General features: G+C 70.3%; 11 protein-coding genes and 1 pseudogene. 3 read left to right on the forward strand and 9 right to left on the reverse strand.

Annotation, left to right across the window (positions count from 1 at the left end):
- Positions 1–29 precede the first annotated feature (29 nt).
- From ABZ385_RS18905 to ABZ385_RS18920, 4 genes and pseudogenes are all read right to left on the reverse strand, one after another.
- Positions 30–965, reverse strand: a pseudogene (locus ABZ385_RS18905) (SPFH domain-containing protein); the annotation flags it as partial.
- Between the two features lie 694 nt (positions 966–1,659).
- Positions 1,660–2,883, reverse strand: a complete 1,224-nt coding sequence (locus tag ABZ385_RS18910) for a globin domain-containing protein (RefSeq protein WP_358912281.1) — start codon at positions 2,881–2,883, stop codon at positions 1,660–1,662.
- 361 nt (positions 2,884–3,244) lie between these two features.
- Positions 3,245–4,897 carry an amidohydrolase gene (locus ABZ385_RS18915; protein WP_358912283.1) on the reverse strand — a complete coding sequence of 551 codons (1,653 nt, stop codon included), beginning with the start codon at positions 4,895–4,897 and terminating at the stop codon, positions 3,245–3,247.
- A gap of 89 nt (positions 4,898–4,986) precedes the next feature.
- The gene (locus ABZ385_RS18920; protein WP_358912285.1) at positions 4,987–6,627 is read right to left on the reverse strand and encodes an MFS transporter; all 1,641 of its coding nucleotides are present in this window, start codon (positions 6,625–6,627) and stop codon (positions 4,987–4,989) included.
- 432 nt (positions 6,628–7,059) lie between these two features.
- Here ABZ385_RS18920 and ABZ385_RS18925 point away from each other — a divergent pair, with 432 nt between their 5' ends.
- From ABZ385_RS18925 to ABZ385_RS18935, 3 genes are all read left to right on the forward strand, one after another.
- Complete coding sequence (locus tag ABZ385_RS18925; RefSeq protein ID WP_358912287.1) at positions 7,060–8,559, forward strand: helix-turn-helix domain-containing protein; 1,500 nt, start codon at positions 7,060–7,062, stop codon at positions 8,557–8,559.
- A gap of 426 nt (positions 8,560–8,985) precedes the next feature.
- Positions 8,986–9,237 (forward strand): winged helix-turn-helix domain-containing protein, encoded by a 252-nt coding sequence (locus tag ABZ385_RS18930; protein ID WP_358912409.1) that lies wholly within the window; start codon positions 8,986–8,988, stop codon positions 9,235–9,237.
- A 126-nt stretch (positions 9,238–9,363) separates the two neighbouring features.
- A complete protein-coding gene (locus tag ABZ385_RS18935) occupies positions 9,364–10,275 on the forward strand; it encodes a hypothetical protein (RefSeq protein WP_358912289.1) in 912 nt (303 codons plus the stop codon).
- On the opposite strand, the gene ABZ385_RS18940 is transcribed toward ABZ385_RS18935, so the two are convergent.
- The 5 genes from ABZ385_RS18940 to ABZ385_RS18960 all read right to left on the reverse strand — a co-directional run bounded on the left by ABZ385_RS18940 (position 10,272) and on the right by ABZ385_RS18960 (position 16,602).
- Positions 10,272–10,721 (reverse strand): caspase family protein, encoded by a 450-nt coding sequence (locus tag ABZ385_RS18940; RefSeq protein WP_358912291.1) that lies wholly within the window; start codon positions 10,719–10,721, stop codon positions 10,272–10,274. The genes ABZ385_RS18935 and ABZ385_RS18940 overlap by 4 nt on opposite strands.
- 432 nt (positions 10,722–11,153) lie before the next feature.
- Positions 11,154–11,372 (reverse strand): hypothetical protein, encoded by a 219-nt coding sequence (locus ABZ385_RS18945; protein WP_358583538.1) that lies wholly within the window; start codon positions 11,370–11,372, stop codon positions 11,154–11,156.
- 181 nt (positions 11,373–11,553) lie between these two features.
- Positions 11,554–11,868 (reverse strand): hypothetical protein, encoded by a 315-nt coding sequence (locus ABZ385_RS18950; protein WP_358912293.1) that lies wholly within the window; start codon positions 11,866–11,868, stop codon positions 11,554–11,556.
- Entirely contained in the window at positions 11,865–16,283 is a 4,419-nt protein-coding gene (locus ABZ385_RS18955; RefSeq protein WP_358912295.1) for a DUF6531 domain-containing protein, read from the reverse strand. Before ABZ385_RS18955 ends, ABZ385_RS18950 begins: the two co-directional genes overlap by 4 nt.
- Before the next feature lie 7 nt (positions 16,284–16,290).
- A complete protein-coding gene (locus ABZ385_RS18960) occupies positions 16,291–16,602 on the reverse strand; it encodes a hypothetical protein (RefSeq protein WP_358696646.1) in 312 nt (103 codons plus the stop codon).
- Positions 16,603–16,621: the final 19 nt, after the last annotated feature.

A 16,621-nucleotide genomic window follows, 5' to 3' on the forward strand; every position in this document is an offset into this window, starting at 1 on the left:
GTTCGGTATTCCGTGTGTCGGAGGTCCGCTCAGGACTCCGCCGGTGCGCTGCCCCGCGAGGTGTAGAAGGCGACGGTCAAGTCCCGTACCAGCGCCCGGCGTTCGTAGTCGTCCAGCTCGACCAGGCCGCGCGAGGTCAGCCCGTGGATGGTCTCGGCCACGGCATCGATGACCGAGGTCAGTACGGTGCCGCGGTGCTTGGCGTCGAGGGCGGCGATCTGGCTGCGCCGCATCGCGGCCGCCACCTCCGGCGCGTACTCGAGCCGGGTGGGCTGGGCGGAGAAGACCTCGATGCCCACCGGCAGGCAGCCGGCGGACAGGGTCTTCGTCAGCGTGTCGCCGACCGCCTCCGCGTCCCGCAGGGTCGGGATGTCCTCGTGGAAGGCGTCGGCGGGCAGCTGGGAGAGCACCCGGGCCATCGTCGCCTCCACCTGTTCGCACAGATACGCCTCGTGGTCGTTGACGGCGAGCAGCGCCCGCGCGGTGTCCTTGATCCGCCACACCACCAGGACGACGACGCGGAGCTGGACGCCGGCCGCGTCCACGGCGGGCATCGGCTCGCTGCGCCAGTGCCGCAGCCGGACGTCCACCCTGCGGCGCAGCACCATCGGGTTGATCCAGACGAGCCCGGTGCGCCGCACGCTGCCCCGGTACCGTCCGAACAAGCTGAGCACCCAGGCGCTCCCGGCCCGCCCCCGGGTGAGCCCGCCGACCGCGAGCAGCACCACGACTCCGCCGCACCCGACCAGCGTCCACTCCCACCGCCGCACGGGGCCGTGGTCCGGGACGAGCGGCAGGCCCGCGGCGCGTACCGCACGCTCCGGGAGGAGGCCGTGCCACCAGAGCACGCTCGCGCAGCAGGCCGAGGCCAGGACGGCGAGGAGGATGGCCGCCCAGCCGGAGAACGAGCGGCCGCGCCGTTCCACCAGGCCGGGGTCGGCGGAGGGGGCGCGGCGCTGTGAGGGGTTCTCGCCGACGCGGTGGGGGCCGGGAGGGGGCGCGGCCGCCGGGCGCTTCTTCGGGTGGCCTGCGGCCGGAGCGGTTCCGGCGTCGGCGGGGGCCGGTGGCGGAGCCGTCGGGGCCGGAGCCGGGGCGCCGCCCGCGGCGGCCGCGGCGGCCGGTTCGGCGGGCGCGGCGGGCGCGGCGGGTTCCAACAGCTCCTTGACGAGAGCGATTCCGGCCACGGCCACGTCCTGCGGGCGCGCCCGGCCCTCGGTCGGGACGGGCGTGTGCGCCGGACCGGTGATCTCCGGGCGCGGCGGTGCCACGCCCACCGAGGGCAGTTCCTCGGTGTCGTCCTGCGATGCGCGCGCCTCGTCGGGGCGGTGCGTCCCCTCTTCTCCCCTGTTCGCGGCTGCCATAGTGCTTCGCTCCGTCTCCGGTCTCGGGCGTCATCGGGCGCGCGGCGTCGCGCCCGTCCGCGCTCGCGGCGCGGTCCGTGCCCCGCCGGCCCCGGCGTATGTCGTGGTGGTGATGTGTCGTTGCGGCGATGTGTCGAGGTGGCGGGGCCACAGCCGATGATCTTGCGCCTGCAACGAGAGCCTCACAGATCCCCCCGCGCGCCGGATCCGCTGAAGGTCCGCAACCGCCGGGACTTCCGGCCCCCTTGGCCAGCCGTGGACGGCTGCGGACGGCAACGGGAGGCGGCGATGGGCGGGTTCAGCTGTCGGCGTGGGCCAGCCACAGGTCAGGGCCGAAGACCTCGTAACGGATGCGGCGGGCGGGGACGCCGGCCCGGAGCAGACCGGTGCGGACGGCGCGCATGAAGGGCAGCGAGCCGCACAGGTACACGTCGGTGTCGGCGGACAGGTCGAGGTCCGGTCCCAGGCCCGGGCCGTCCAGAGCCATCCGGCCCGGGCGCTCGCCGGCCTCCTCGTCCGCGCCCCGCTCGTACCAGAAGTGCGCCCTAGCGTTGGGGAGTTGGGACACCAGGCGCTCGGTGTCGGCGCGCAGGGCGTGGTCGGCCGGGCTGAGGTCGGCGTGCAGGACGCGCACCGGGCGGGACGAGCCGGTGGCGGCGAGGTGGGCGAGCATGCCGACCATCGGGGTGCAGCCGATCCCGGCGGAGACCAGCAGCAGCGGAGCGTCGCCGCCGTCGAGAACCACGTCACCGAATGGTGCCGACAGGGTGAGTTCGTCGCCGGCCCGTACGCTGCGGTGCAGCACGTTGGAGACCTCGCCCTCGGGGGCGTCGGCCACGCTCGCCAGCCGCTTGACGGTGATCCGGCGCAGCCGGTCGCCGGGCGCGTCCGACAGGCTGTACTGGCGGGTCTGGTGGATGCCGTCGGGCATCAGCACCTTGACGCTGACGTATTGGCCGGCGCGCGCCCGGGGCAGCGGGCCGCCGTCGGCGGGGCGCAGCAGGAAGGAGACCGCGTCCGGGGTCTCCTCGCGCCGCTCCACCACCGTCCACCGGCGCCACGGCCCCCGCGGATCGACCCCCGCCTCGTGGTAGAGGCGGGCTTCCCGCGCGATCAGTGCGCCCGCCATCAGCCAGTACACCTCGTCCCAGCCGGCCGCCACCTCCGGGGTGATCGCCTCGCCCAGGACCTCGGCGATCGCGCCGAAGAGGTACTTGTGAACGATCGTGTACTGGTCCTCGGTGACGCCGAGCGCGGCGTGCTTGTGCGCGATCCGCGACAGCAGGGCGTCCGGGTGGGCGTCGGGGTCGGCCAGCAGCGCCTTGGCGAATGCGGCGATGGATCCGGCCAGTGCCTGGCTCTGCTCACCGCTGGCCTGGTTGGCGCGGTTGAACAACCCGTCCAGCAGCTCGGGCCGCGCGCCGAACATGGCGGAGTAGAAGCGGCCCGTGATCTCGTTCAGGGCCGCGTCGACGGCGGGCAGGGTGGCGCGGACAACGGCGGCCGAGTCGGACGACAGCATGGGTCTCCCCGGGGTGATGGGAACGTGGGTGAGCGTCGACGAGAGCGGTTCTGCGCCCCTCGTCGCGGTGATCGCTCTGCCGATCGTGGTGCCGGGACAGGCGATCCGGTAGGGGCGAACTGCCCTTTCGGCCAGGCCTTTCAGGCCAAGTACGAGGCGGGCGGCGGCGTCCGGCATGCTGGCGGTCGGGCCGCACGAAACGAACGGAGCTGCGGTGGCGGAACGGAAGTCGCCCTGCGGCGGATCGCTCGGTCCGCGGCTGCCCCGGCGCCGACGCGGAGTACGGGACCCTGAGCGCCGCGGCCCCGCGGACGCCGGTCGGTGCCGGGTCGCGGGGCAGGGGGACGGTGCCTGGCCGGGGTCAGGCGGTGTAGGTCGGCCGGCCGTCCAGGTAGGTGGCGAGCACCTGGAGGTCACCGATGGTGTCCGGGTCCACCGCGTACGGGTCGTCGTTCAGGACCACCAGGTCGGCGTGCTTGCCCACTTCGAGGGAGCCGACCTCGTGCTCGCTCTGGAGCTGCCACGCGGAGTCGATGGTCTCGGCGCGGATCGCCTCGTCGAGGGTGACGCGGTTGCGCGGGCCCAGGACGCGGGTGCCGGAGCGGGTGCGGCGGGTGACCGCGACCTGGATGTTGCGCAGCGGCTCCACCGGGGTGACCGGCGAGTCGTTGTGGAAGGAGATCCGGATGCCGGCGTCCAGGGCGGCCCGCGCGTTGGCCCAGTCCTCGGCCCGCTCCCCGAACAGGCTCTCCACCAGGACGTCGCCCCAGTAGTAGATGTGGTCCACGAAGAGGCTGCAGGTGATGCCCAGCTCGGCGGCCCGCCGGTACTGCTCGCGGGTCATGGTGCCGCAGTGCTCGAAGCGGGTGCGGTGGTCCGGGCGGCCGTGCTCGTCCAGCACCTTCTCGAAGACGTCGAGCATCATGTCCACCGCCACGTCGCCGTGGACGTGGCAGGCCAGTTGCCAGCCGCGCGGCAGGTACGCCTCGGCGATCGCGCGGGCCTGCTCCGCGGTGTAGTTGGCGCAGCCGCGGTGGTCGGGGCCCAGGCCGATGGCGGCGGTGCGGTCGTTGGTGAGGTACGGGAAGCTGGTGGCGATGTTGCCGATCCACGGGCTTCCGTCGGCCCACATCTTGATGCCTATCTGGCGGAACATCGCGTCGCCCTGTCCGAGGACGGCGTCCGTGTGCAGCTCCGCGTTGGACATCTCGTACGCCCGGACCCGCACCCGGGCCTGCGGGCTCCGGGCGAACGCGGCGCAGACCTCCCGCATGCCGGCCTTGAGGCCGAGGTCCCCGCAGGTGGTCAGGCCGCGGGCGGCGAGCACCTCGTGCTCGTTGGCGAGCAGCGCGGGGGCGCGGTCGGCGGGCGGGTTCAGCGGGGTGCCGATCATCATCAGGGAGGCCGGGGCCTCGACCGCCTTCCCGGTGGGCTCGCCGTCGGCGTCGCGCTCGAAGTGGCAGCCGGCCGGGTCCGGGGTGTCGCGGGTGAGCCCGATCGCCTTGATGGCCAGGGAGTTGCCCCAGGACATGTGCGCGGAGTTCTGGAGGATCGCGACCGGGTTGGCGGGGGCCAGCTCGTCCAGCCAGGCGCGGGTGGGCTCTCCGAGGCCCTCTTGGAGGAGGGTGTCCCAGCCGACGAAGGCCAGCGGCGCACCGGGTTCGGCGGCGGCGATGGTCTCGTTGATCCGTGCCCGCACGGCCTCGGCGGTGGGGCAGGTCATCGGGCGGATGTCCACCACGTCGGGGCCGTCGGTGGTCATGCTGACGCTCGGGTGGCCGTGCGCCTCGATGAAGCCTGGCAGCGCGGTACGGCCGCCGAGGTCGATGATGTCGGTGTCCGGGCCGGCCAGGGCGCGGATCTCGTCGCTGTCGCCGAGGGCGGTGATGCGGCCGCCGTTCACCGCGAGCGCCTCGGCCCGGGGTCGGGACGGGTCGACGGTGATCAGGTTGGCGTTGACGAAGATCCGCTCGGGTGCCTGGTCGGCGTTCTCGATCGCGGGGGTGGTGCTCATGGGGGACCTTCCTAGGGCGGTACGGGTGGTACGGGTGGTACGGGTGGGGGGGGAGGGAGGCGGGCTAGGGGAGCCGGGCGCGCCGGGGGTCAGGCCGGTTCGTCGGTCCGTTCGGCCGCCTGGGCCCGTTCGGCCGCCTGGGCCAGTTCGGCCGCCTGGGCCAGTTCGGCCGGCTCGGCCGGTTCGGCCCGCTCGGCCCGTTCGGCCGCTTCAGTCGGCTCGGCCCGTTCGGCCGGCTCGGCCGCTTCAGTCGGCTCGGCCCGTTCGGCCGGCTCGGCCGACTCGGTGGCGGCCCGATTCGGGAGCGTTGCGGGACCGTCGTCGTACCGGGGCCGCATCATCCGCCAGACGACCAGCGCGGCGACCGCGAGGAAGACGGCGACCAGCAGCATGCCGAGTCCGAAGCCGCGGGCGGCGGCGTGCCGCGGCGTACCGGAGGAGGCGGCGGTGAAGGAGTTCACCACCGGGATGAGACCGCCCAGGCCGAGCCCCATGCCCATCTGGCCGACCGCGGGCTTGACCGCGCCCACGGACCCGACCATCGAGGACGGCGCGGACCGCATCATCACCGCGGACTGGGGGTTCTGTGCCCAGGTGACGCCGAATCCGATCACCGTCGAGGTCGCCAGGAACAGCCACAGCGGGGTGTGTTCGGTGGTGAAGGCCATGGCCAGCAGGCCGACCGCGATGATGCCGAGACCGCTGACGAACATCGCCCGGTCGCTGATGCCCCGCCGGGTCTGGAAGGCCCCGGCCCCGAACGCACCGCCGATCGAACCCGCGCCGAACATCGCGATCACGATCGAGGAGACGAAGGCCGACTTGCCGAGCGTCCCCTGGACCATCAGCGGGTACTGCATGGTCACCGCCGCGTTGCCGAGGTTGAAGACCACCCCGACCACGATCGCCGCGACGAACGGGCGGGAGGTGAACAGCTCCATCGGGAAGGCCGGTTCGTCCACCCGCCGCTCCCAGGCGGCGAACAGGCCGAACAGCACCACCGCGGCCGCCAGCAGCCCCAGCGTGACCGCCGACAGCCAGCCGTGCGCACTGACCTGGCTGAACCCTTCGATCAGGCAGATCAGCGCCAGGGCCGCGAGCAGCACCCCGACCGTGTCGAAGCGGCGCGCCTTCTCGGCCCGGCTGTCCGGCACCGTCAGGTACGCCCAGGCGGTGGCGATCAGGCCGATCACCGGGACGACGAGGTAGCCGATCCGCCAGCTGAAATGCGTGACCAGCAGACCACCGCCGATACAGGCGACCACGATCATGATGCCCTGCACACCGAGCCAGATCCCGAACGCCCGGGGCAGCTCGCGCGGTCGGAACAGCAAGGGGATGATCGCCAGACTCATGCCGAAGGCCGCCGCCGTCCCGATACCGGTGACGACGCGTCCGACGAGGAAGACGACGCCGTTGCCGGCCAGGGCGGTCACCAGGCAGCCGACGACCGCGGCGAGCGCGCCGGCCAGCAGGACCTTGCGGCGTCCGCGCAGGTCGCCCAGGGACCCGGTGCCCAGCATCGAGGCCGCCAACAGCAGCGTGGCGATACTGGCCGCCAGCGTCATCGTTCCGGAGCTCATGCCCAGGCCCTCGGCGGCCCGCGGCAGGGCGGTGGAGTTCAGGCTCGGGTCGACCATCTGGATCGTGGAGACCGCGCTGACTCCCAGGAGGGCCGCCTCCCGCCGCCGCGGATTGCGCAGCATCCGGGGCGACCAGTTCTGCGGCACCGGTGGGACGGTGGAAACCGCGGGACCAGGCATTGTCGGTCATCTCCTCTACGGGGTCCGCCCGTTCCCGGTGCCGCGAAGTGGGCGGCGTTCGCCGGGCCGGCGGAGTGCTCGTGTGGTGTGCCCCCAGCCTGGGCCGCCCGGGCCGGCGGAATTTCCGGCGAAAGTCCCACCTCGCGGACCGGTGCCGACGGTGTGCCGGGGTGAGGCCGGCCCCCTGTGGCCACGCGGCCAGCCACCGCCACCCGCGAGCCGCACCGGAGGCGGTGCCGCACCGTCCCGGACGGCCGCCGGTGGCCACGCGTCCAGGGCGGACGGCCCGCCCCACAGACCGGCCGGACGTCCCGAAACCGGCAAGACGGAAGACCCTGGGTGATTCCCGTCACCGGGCGGCGGTACCGCGGTGCGCGCACCGGCCGAAATAATGGGGGCATGGCGGTACAGACGTTGCAATTACTGGCGAATCTCGCCCCGCAGGCCCGTCTGATGGTCGGCGCCTGGGGTGTGGAACGGCAGGTGACCGGCCTGACCGACCTGCGCGGACGCTCCCTGACGGAACCGGACCCACCGCCGGCCGGACACGCCGTGGCCCTGGACGCCGCGGCCATCCCGACCGGCCGGGACGCGCAGCGCGCCCTGATCGCCCGCCTGCGCCACGTACCGCTCGCGGTCGTCCAGGTGGCCGATGCCGCCCAGCCCGTCCCCATCGGTTTCCTCGCCTTGGCGGAGCAGTACGAGGTGCCGGTGGTGCGCTGGCTCCCGGCGCACGGCCAGGACCCGGCGGCCGAGATCCATGCCGCGTTGCACCACGTCCGGCCGACTGTCCCGGAGCTGGGTGCCTGGGCCCGCGCGCTGGCCACCGAACTCGACGCGCACGTCCACGTCCTCGACGCCGGGCTGCGGCCCCTGGCCGGACACCCCGACGCGGGCGGTTCGCTGCTCGGTCGGCTGCGCGGCGAACTGCCGCCCGCAGCCGGCCACGACCCGATGTTCCGCACGGTGCTGGACTCCGGCGGCGCGCGGGTCCGGGTGCGGTCCATCGCCGTCGGCGGCGGTGTCCGGGCGGTTCTGCTGGTGACCGGCCGCCCCCTGGACACGGCCCGGCTGGAGCGCCTGGACCGCGCCGCGGCCGAGCTGGCCGACCACTTCAACCGGCGCCGCCCGCCCGCCCCGCACGAACTGCTCATGCTCCAGGCGGGTATACGGCTGCTGGCCGGCCACGCGCTGCGGAGCGGTGTGTGGAGCAAGGTCGTCGAGGAGTTCCGGCTCCCGCAGGCCGGCCCGTACGCGATGCTGGTGCTCACCGGTGCCTCACCCACGCTGCTCGGCGCGGCGCTGGAGGAGTGCTGGGGCCTGGGGCGCTGGGTGACGCCGTGCGAGGTTCCCGAGGGGATGCTGCTGGTGGCCCGCGCCGAGGTCTTCCTGGACGCCCGCACCCTGGTCGACGGACTGGCCGGCCACCTCACCCGCCCCGTGCACGCGGGCCTGGCCTCCCTCCAGCACCGCTCCGAGATGGGCGTCGCCTACGAACAGGCCCGCTCCGCCGCCCGCCAGGCCGTTCGCCGGCAGGTTCCCCTGGTGACCCACGGCGAACTGGAGTGGCGGGACCTGGTGCCGGCGACCATCGACCTGGCCGGGGTGGCGCTGTTGCGCGCGCGCCTGCTGGAGACCCTGGAGACGGCGCCCGGCGGCAACGTCCTGCTGACGACGCTGCGCACCTGGGTCCGCGAGGAGTACCGCAACGACCGCACCGCTGCGGCCCTGGGCGTGCACCGCCACACCCTCAACAACCGCCTGCGCCGCTGCGAGCGACTCCTCGGCGCGCCACTGCACGCCCCGGACACGTCCTTCGGCCTCTGGCTGCTCTTCCACGATGACGCGGACCCGGACGAAGGCGCAGGAGGGACCGGTGCACGGCGCGGCCCGGGATGAGGTACGGACGGGCCAGGGAGGCCCGGCGCGGGGGCCGTTCGCGGTCCGGAACGCATGGAACGGGCACGCGGCGCCGATGCCGGTCAGGCCGTCGATGCCGGTGGTATGCGTTATCCGGAGGCTGGGGGCCTGACCGCTGAGCGGCGGGCGTTTCGGGAGAAGATCCGGCTCCGGGCAGGCTTGCAGTTCGCGGCGGGTGAGAAGACCTCGCTGATCGCGAAGGACCTGCGGGTGAGTATGCGGTCGGTTGAAAGCTGGCGCCGAGCCTGGCGCGAGGCGGCCTGGAGGCCCTGCGCTCGACAGGTCCGGCGAACTCCCCGACCGCCCGATGCCCAGTCCGCCATGCTCAAGGCAGAGCTAGGCAAGGGGCCGTCAGTGCACGGCTTCGACGATGAGCGTGGGACTCTGGCCCGGGTCCAGACGGTGATGCGCCGTCGTCTGAAGCTGCGCCTGTCGGTGGCGACGGTGCGGCGGATGCTGAAACGGCACAGCTGGTCATGGCAGGCGCCTGCCCGCCGAGCACTCGAACGCGACGAGCACGCCGCAGGACCTCGGTCGCCGCCCTGTGCTGCTACAAACCGGGCGTGGGAAGCCGTCTCATCCACCGGCCGGCAGGCCGCATCTCGTCTTGCACCGTTTCAAGCACGCTCAGTCGTTCTCAGGACTACCGTCCGTTGATGTCCGCAACTGAGAGGGCCTCCATGAGCCCCGCCTCTGTTACACCTGCTCACTCTCCAGGAGTCCGACGTGAGTGGCCACCGCTCCTTCCCCGCGCCCAGGCCCGACCCGGCTGAGGCTATGACGGTGCCTGAGGTCGACGCAGCCCTGTCCACCCTGGCACGGTGTTCAACCGCCCTCCTTGAGGAATCACAAGCAGAGCAGCAACGCATGGAGGAGTTGAATGAGCTCAGCGAAGCCGCCATCGAGCAGCGCGCCGCCGACCGGGGAACACGGTACGACGCCGAGTACGCGCTGCTCTCTGTCCGCCTGAGGTTGGCCATCCGCTGCGCGAATGCGCACCGCGACGCGGCGCATCAATTCGTCTGCTGGTGGCTGGACGCAGCCATGGCCGCATGGAAATCCGCGGTCCACGGGACACCCATGCCGTACGCACGACTGGGCGCGGCCGCACCGGACACCTTGATGCCCACGGACGACATGGCAGTCCTGCCCGACGTAGACGAACACACGCGAAAGCTGGTGGAACTGGGATCCTTCCTCGGCACACCCCCGCCGAGCTCAGCCCCCGACAGCGACGACGGCCTTGCCGCTATGACCTCTGACCTGGCAGCCCGTTCTGGCCTGTCGGTTCGGCGGAATGAAACAGGCGGCATCGATGTGGTGCACGACGTCGACCCGGAGGCTCGGCGCCGCCGTCTCTGGGGAGACTACTGGCTTGAATTCAGCATCCCGGCACTTCCCGCCCCCGGCGAACTCGACGCCCTCCTCGTCAACGCCTCCAGTGAATCCGCCAGCCACCTCCTCAATGCATCCCGGGCTGCCGTCAGTGCAGCCATGGCCAAGCTGCGCCTGTCGGAGTTGGAAGACACCGAGGCAGCCTGGACACCGACAGAGGTCGACGAGTACGACCAACTAGCCGCCCGGCACGACGGTTTGACGCGCCTTCTCGCTGACTACGCGCAAGCAATCACTGAAATCCTCCCCGAGATCCGGGCCGCATCCAGTGATCAAAGCGGCTCTGGCGGTGTGCACTAACGACCTCGTGCCGCCGCCCCCGGGGGGCGGTAGTCCACCAGCTGACCGGTGACGTTCGCAATCTCGGCCGCGCCCAGTTCGGCGTAACAGGTGTCGAGCAGCAGCAGAACGTGCCCGACCTGGGCGTCGGCCCGCAGGTCCGCGAGTTCACGGGAGGCGAGGGTAGTGCTCACGCGGTTGCGACGGCTGTTGCAGCAGGTGGGCCGGTGGTAGCGGTCGTCGCGCAGGCCGTGCCCTGCGTAGTACACGACGAGCACGTCCTCCTTGTTGCGCTCGTCCGCCTTGAGCCAGTCCTCCAGACCGGCGCGCACCTGCTGGGCATCGGGTGCACGGGTGAGCTCTGGGAGGATCTCCGCGTAACCGAGCGAGGAGAAGAGAGCCAAGACCCGCCGCAGGTCTTCGGCCACGCCGGGCAGGTCCTCTAGTAGCCGATCGGCGGTGAGCATGCCGGTGTCGAAGGCGAAGACATGCCGGTTGAGTCCATCGGCAGCCGGGCCGTTCAGTGCGCCTGGCGCAGGGGCGCCCGCCATCGGGCCTTGCGCGGGGTGCCAATTCGCGGACAAGTGCAACCACGTCACCGCTGTCGGCCAGGTTTGTCCATTGCTTGACTGTGGCTGGCCAGCCCCCTGTACCGTCCTGCTGCGGTGCAGGCTGTAGGCGGTCGAAGACAAGCCCGGCCAGCCCCAGCGGGGAGCCGGGGGGCTCTGGCGTGATCAGCTCCGCAGCCCGAGCCCGCACGGCTTCACGCAGCTTGGGCTCCGTGAAGTAGCGACGGACATGCTTAAGGTCCGAGATGAGCAACCGGTCGGAGACGGGGCGGCAGGCAAGACGGCCGACGGAGCCACGGGCAGCGGGACCGGAGCCCGTACCCTCCGGCCCTACGGTGTCCGGTCCGGGGACACGGGGTCCAGCCGAGCCGCCTCCCGCCACCAAGTCTCCAGCAGCTCTGCCTCGAACCCTGGCTCCACGTCCTCCGTCCGGTAGTACGGCTCGCCGCGCGTGCCGGGCTGCCCGTAGAGGTCCCCATATCCGGCGCAGGCGATGTCCTCGTCCATCAGCCGCCCGAGCGTGGGAACTCGGCGCAGGGCAAGTCCCATCCCACCGCGTAGCGCTGGCTCAACTTCCCCCAACAGGGTCTCAACGGTGTCGAGTTGCCGCCGCCCCACCCCGTGCACCACGACAACCCGGCTCATGGCCCCCTCGGCGCGTCCCCGTGCTCCCGCCACGAGCTTGATCGGAAGGCATGCGACAGCATGGGCGCTCCGGAGCAAGAGGAGCCTACGGAACGCCCAGGAGTTCCATGATGCGTTCCCTCACACGGTCGGTGAAATTCGTGACTGCACGCTTGTCTGCGCCGAACTCCACAGCTCGTTCGACTTGCCACTCGGAAAAGAGCGGAGCGAACCAGGTCAGCTTGACGAAGTCTGGGTGAAGGGGCTCCCCTTCCGAGATCTCGATAGAATTGAGCAGCTCGATGTACCGCTCTCCAAGGGCGGGGTCGTACTCTCCGTCTCTGAGCTTGCCCAGAGGGCCTTGCTCCGGATCCCAGGCGCGGTCGAGGGCTTCCAGGGTCTGTGGGTCCGAGTGCTTCATGACCAAACTCCGATGATTGCTTCTTTGGGGATTTTACCGAAGATGAGGACTTCTTGATCCTTCCTGGCATAGAAGTCGATGCGCCCCTTGCCAGGAAATCCAGCGGATACGTCTTCTATTCGAGAGCCGATCTTGGATAGGTCGATGGCCACAACACCGTTCCCCTTGTTGTACTTTTCGAACGCCGCGCTGGGGAGCTTCGTGGTGGAGATCCATGGGCTCATCCTCTTCCCTGCCACGTGAGACAGGGGCGAGACACTGACGGCGCTGGGGTCTCGCGCCACAAGCCCCAGTGCCGGATCTTCGCCCCTGGCCAGCGATCGGAAGACGATACCAGGGAAGGCGTCAGCATCCGTCGGGTAAGTGCATTTCAGCCCCAGGGGGTCGACCCAGATATGAGGGTTGGGGACGTAGGTGACCGGATTGGGCGCTGGGGCGAGGCCGAGAGGGTCAAGCGTGAAATAGCGCGCAGTCTGAGGGTCGTAGTAGCGAAGATAGTTGTAGTGAAGACCGGTTTCACGATCGAAGTACTGTCCCGGGAAACGCAAGGGTGTAAACGCGGCACCACTGGTGGCCCATGCGGTGGAGCCCCACAGCGTGCTGCGGCTACGCCAGGCTATTTCGCCATGCTCGTCAATGAGTTCGGTCGGTGTGCCGACGAGATCGGTGACGATCGCGAAGAAGCGGGAGTCGATCTCCTCTTGCGGTGCGTCGGCGGCGGCAATGCGTTCGACCTGGGCGACAGGTCGCAGGCCGTCGTGGTCCCAGGTGAGCGTGACCGGTTTCGGCAGTTCCGCCGAGGTGGTGGTCTCTTCACAGAGAGTGGTGCCGTCCCAGGTGAAGTCGACGCGCTCGAGGATGGATTGTCCGTCGTCGGCCAGGCGGAGCTTGGCAATACGACGGCCGAGGGCGTCGTATTCGTAGCGCCATCGGGTCCCGTCCGGGGTGATGACCGACACCAGGCGGTCTTCGGCATCCCAGGCGTATTGCCACGTGTCTGGTTTACGAGACAAGCGGCGTTGCCGGCGCAGGGTGACGCGTCCGGCGGCGTCGTGTTCGTAACGGATGCGACCGGCTTGGGTGATGCGGGTGCCGGCGTAGGCGCGAGTGCCGGTGGCCTCGTGATCGGGGTGAGTGGAGGGCCAGGAGGCGTGGGTCTGGTTGCCCGTCTCGTCGTAGGCATAGGTCTCGGTCCAGTCGCCGGCGTGGACTCCGGTGACACGGCCCGTGGCATCGAGGTCGAAGCGGCGGGACCCGTTGATCTGGTCGTCGAGGGCGGCCAGGGAGCCGTCGGCCCGGTAGGTGTAGGCACGTTGCTGGACGGTGGTGCCGGTGGCGTTGGCGACCGTATGGCTGGTCAGCCGCCCGAGGGGATCGTAGGTGCTGGCCAGAGTGAGCTCGTCGCCGATGCGGCGCAAGAGCTCATGCCCGGCCGCATCGTGCTGGGAGGTTAGGGTGCGGCCACCAATCGTTAGATGGGTGCGGTTGCCTGCGGCGTCATAGGCGTATGTGCTCGTCGCGCCGGTGGGGGTGGTGCGGGATGTGGGGCGGCCCAGAAGGTCGTAGGTGTAACGGGTGGTGCGGTTGTTGACTGTCTCGGAAAGGAGTTGTCCCGCCGCATCATGGTGGAGATGCAGTACTGCGTCGGGGCTGTTGGCCGAGGTCAGGCGGCCTGCGGCGTCATACGTGTAGGTGGTGAGGACGCCGGCCGCGTCCTTGACAAGAGTGCGGCCCATGGGGTCGCGCTCGTAGCGAATGGTCTGCTCGGCGGCGGTGGTGCGGGCTATGAGCCGACCTGCGGCGTCATGGACGTAGGCGAGGCTGCGACCGTCGAAGTCCGTCTCGCCGACCAGAGAGCCCGCGGGGTCGAAGTGATAGGTCCAGGTGGCGCCCAGTGGATTGGCGACCTGGGTGAGACGACGTTCTGTGTCATGGGTGAAGGTGTAGCGCAAACCGTCGGGACCGGTGCGGGCCGAGAGCAGGTCGAAGTGGGTGTACTCGAAGCGGGATATTCGGCCGAGCCCATCGGTGTGGGCGATGCAGTTGCCTTCGGCGTCGTACTCCCATGACTCGCTGGTTCCATCCGGGAGGATGTGGGAGGTGATCTTCCCTTCCACTGTCCAGGCCAGACGGGTTTTGGCTCCCAGCGGGTCGGTGATGGTGACCGGCCGGCCGAACGAGTCTCGTTCGTAACTGATGCGGGCGCCGAGCGGGTCAGTGACCTTGATCGGGAGCCCTGCCGCGTCGGTGCGTACCCGCAGAGTGTTGCCCAAGGCGTCGGTGACACCGGAGAGATGGCCGGCCGAGGTGAAGGTGTAGTGAGTGGTACCCCCAGTCGGATCGGTCAGGGCAATGCGGTTACCGCGTTCGTCGTAGGCGTGGAACCACAGGCCGCCGTCGGCCTCGGTGATAGCCGTGGGCAGGCCGAGGTCGTTGTATTCCGCGCGTACCTCGTGGTGGTCCGGAAGCTGGACGGAAGTGACGCGGCCCTGCTCGTCGTAGGTGTATCGGGTGGTGTGGCCGAGGGGGTCGGTCACCGCCGTGAGCCGGTGCGCGCTGTCCCATTCCTGGAGCGTGGTGTTCCCGAGCGGGTCGGTCTCCCGGATCAGGCGCAGTGCCTCGTTGTGTTCGTAACGGCTGATGTGCCCCAGCGAGTTGGTGACCGTGGTGACGCGCGCCGCGTCGTCGTAGTCGAGGGTGCCGGAAAGGAAACCGTCGCTGCCCGCGGTGCGAATGACCCGCCCGTGCTCGTCGTAGGAGTAGGCATAGGAGGTGTCGTTGCGGTCGGTCCACGAGGTGATGCGGCCCGCGGCATCGTAGGTGTACCGCATGGGCAGGGCGGAGGAGTTGGTGACCTCGGTGAGGTGTCCGGCGTCGTTGTAGGCGTAGGAGATGAGGACCGTGCCGTCGGCGTCGGGGTGTTTGGGGTCGAGCAGGCGCAGGCCGCTGATGCGGGGCAGGTCGCGGTGGTGGTCGATGGCGACGCGGTAGCCGCCGGAGTGGGCGACCTCCACTGGAGTGCCGTCGGACGTGTAGCGGAGGGTGATGCGCTGGCCGTTGCGGTCCACGATGGCCTGCAGGGGCAGGTCGACCGCCTGACCGTCGTCGATGGGACACGGGGAGTGGAAGACGTACGAGTGCCCGGTGTCCGGGTCAGTCAGGCGCAGGGCGCCGTCGACTTCCGTGTCCCAGGTCAGAGGTATTCGAGGGCCGAGTTCGGCGTAGACAGGATCGTTTCTGCCGACGGTCGGGAGCGGATAGACCAGCCGTGCGCCGTCGGGTGCGGCGTAGGTGATCGCGTCATCGTCGATCTGGAGGCGCTGATCCAGGGTGGAAGCCCAGGAAGGGCCGAACCATCCGCCCCACCGATACGACGACACATGCGTCCGCGTCAGCATCAGGGGCAGCGATCCGAGTATTTCGACGTCGGTCTGGGGCAGCAGCATGTCGCCGGTTGCCACGTCGATCGGGTCGAACTTGCACTTCTTGAGCACAGCTCGGATGGAGGCGGGCAGCTTCTCCATTTCCGAGGGGCGCAGCTTGAGGCGAGACAGGCCGGAGCCGTCGAGCCCCAACGTCTTGCCGAGTTTGGCGAGCTCGCTGGGCTTGAGTTTGCCCAGGCCCTTGCCGAGGACCTTGCCCAGGCCGCCCGCACCGACTCCGAAGGCGGCCCCCAGGGCCAGGGTCTCCGCCAGTTTCTCCGGATTCTTGAACGTCCCCGGATCCTGCAACAGCGCGTCGAAGGCCGAGAACTTCATACCTTCGCCAGCGAGCTTGCCGGCCTTCGCGATCGTCTTGATCTCCCCGAGAGCCTTCAGCGCCCGCTCCAGGCCGCGTATCGCCTCCATGACGGTGCGGATGACCGAGGCCATGCGGGTCCCGGACTTCTCGATCCGGGCGATCAGCGCCACTATCTTCGCGGCTCGTGCACCAGCAGCGAGGCTGCCGGCGATCGCGGAGAGGCCGCCGGTCAGCACGGACAAGGCCAGGCCCGCGATCTCGAACTCGACGATTTCCGCGAGGATCACGCCGATCTCGGAGAGGAGTTCGTGGGCTTCGTCGGCGAAGTCGTCCAGTGCCTTGGCGCCGTCGCGCAGCGAGTCAGCCATGTCGGTGGCCTGCGTTCGGCTGGCCTCGGCCCGCTTGTGGAGTGCCTTGGCGGCCTGGCCCTCCCACTCCAGATCATTGAGCGCCGACTTGGCGTCGTGCGCGGCGGCGTCGAGGCCCTTGGCCAGGGCCCGCCACCGCTTGGCTATCTCACGGATGCCATCGGGGTCGACGGCGGGGTCAGTGATGCCGAGGAACTCCAGGCCGCTGGCGAGGGTGTCGCCGAAGGCGTGGTTGGCCTTGTTGATCCAGTGCAGCGGGTTGAGGTCTTCGGCGTCGATGTCGCCGGGGATGATGTCGAAGCCCATGTGCGGCTCAGCCCTTCTTGGCGCGGGCCGCTGCACTCAGCAGAACGTCCAGCAGGTCGAAGGCGTCGGAGACGTCGCCCATGAACTTGGCCTCGGCCTCCCACTCCTTGTGCAAGTTCTTGGTGAGTTCGGCGATGGTGTCCATGCCGTCCCGGATGTCGTCCTTGGCGCTCATCAGCGAGCCCAGCACGCCGAAGGCGGAGAGGTCGTGCGAGGCCGCCTTGAAGTCGTGCAGCGGTTTGCGGGTGTGGTGATCCACCTTGCCCAGCGCGGATGCCGCTTTGTGCAGTGCTTCCGCATCCTTCTTCAAGTCCGACATGCTGCCCGCCCCCGAGGGT

This window comes from Streptomyces sp. NPDC005898 (assembly GCF_040629635.1).
Classification (GTDB): Bacteria; Actinomycetota; Actinomycetes; order Streptomycetales; family Streptomycetaceae; genus Streptomyces.

What these genes read in the sequence shown, in the direction of transcription:
- ABZ385_RS18910 (WP_358912281.1), bottom strand. Translation starts at nt 2,883, where the DNA reads ATGCTGTCGTCCGACTCGGCCGCCGTTGTCCGCGCCACCCTGCCCGCC.
- ABZ385_RS18915 (WP_358912283.1), bottom strand. Translation starts at nt 4,897, where the DNA reads ATGAGCACCACCCCCGCGATCGAGAACGCCGACCAGGCACCCGAGCGG.
- ABZ385_RS18925 (WP_358912287.1), top strand. Translation starts at nt 7,060, where the DNA reads ATGGCGGTACAGACGTTGCAATTACTGGCGAATCTCGCCCCGCAGGCC.
- ABZ385_RS18930 (WP_358912409.1), top strand. Translation starts at nt 8,986, where the DNA reads ATGCGCCGTCGTCTGAAGCTGCGCCTGTCGGTGGCGACGGTGCGGCGG.
- ABZ385_RS18940 (WP_358912291.1), bottom strand. Translation starts at nt 10,721, where the DNA reads ATGCTCACCGCCGATCGGCTACTAGAGGACCTGCCCGGCGTGGCCGAA.
- ABZ385_RS18945 (WP_358583538.1), bottom strand. Translation starts at nt 11,372, where the DNA reads ATGGGACTTGCCCTGCGCCGAGTTCCCACGCTCGGGCGGCTGATGGAC.
- ABZ385_RS18950 (WP_358912293.1), bottom strand. Translation starts at nt 11,868, where the DNA reads ATGAAGCACTCGGACCCACAGACCCTGGAAGCCCTCGACCGCGCCTGG.
- ABZ385_RS18955 (WP_358912295.1), bottom strand. Translation starts at nt 16,283, where the DNA reads ATGGGCTTCGACATCATCCCCGGCGACATCGACGCCGAAGACCTCAAC.
- ABZ385_RS18960 (WP_358696646.1), bottom strand. Translation starts at nt 16,602, where the DNA reads ATGTCGGACTTGAAGAAGGATGCGGAAGCACTGCACAAAGCGGCATCC.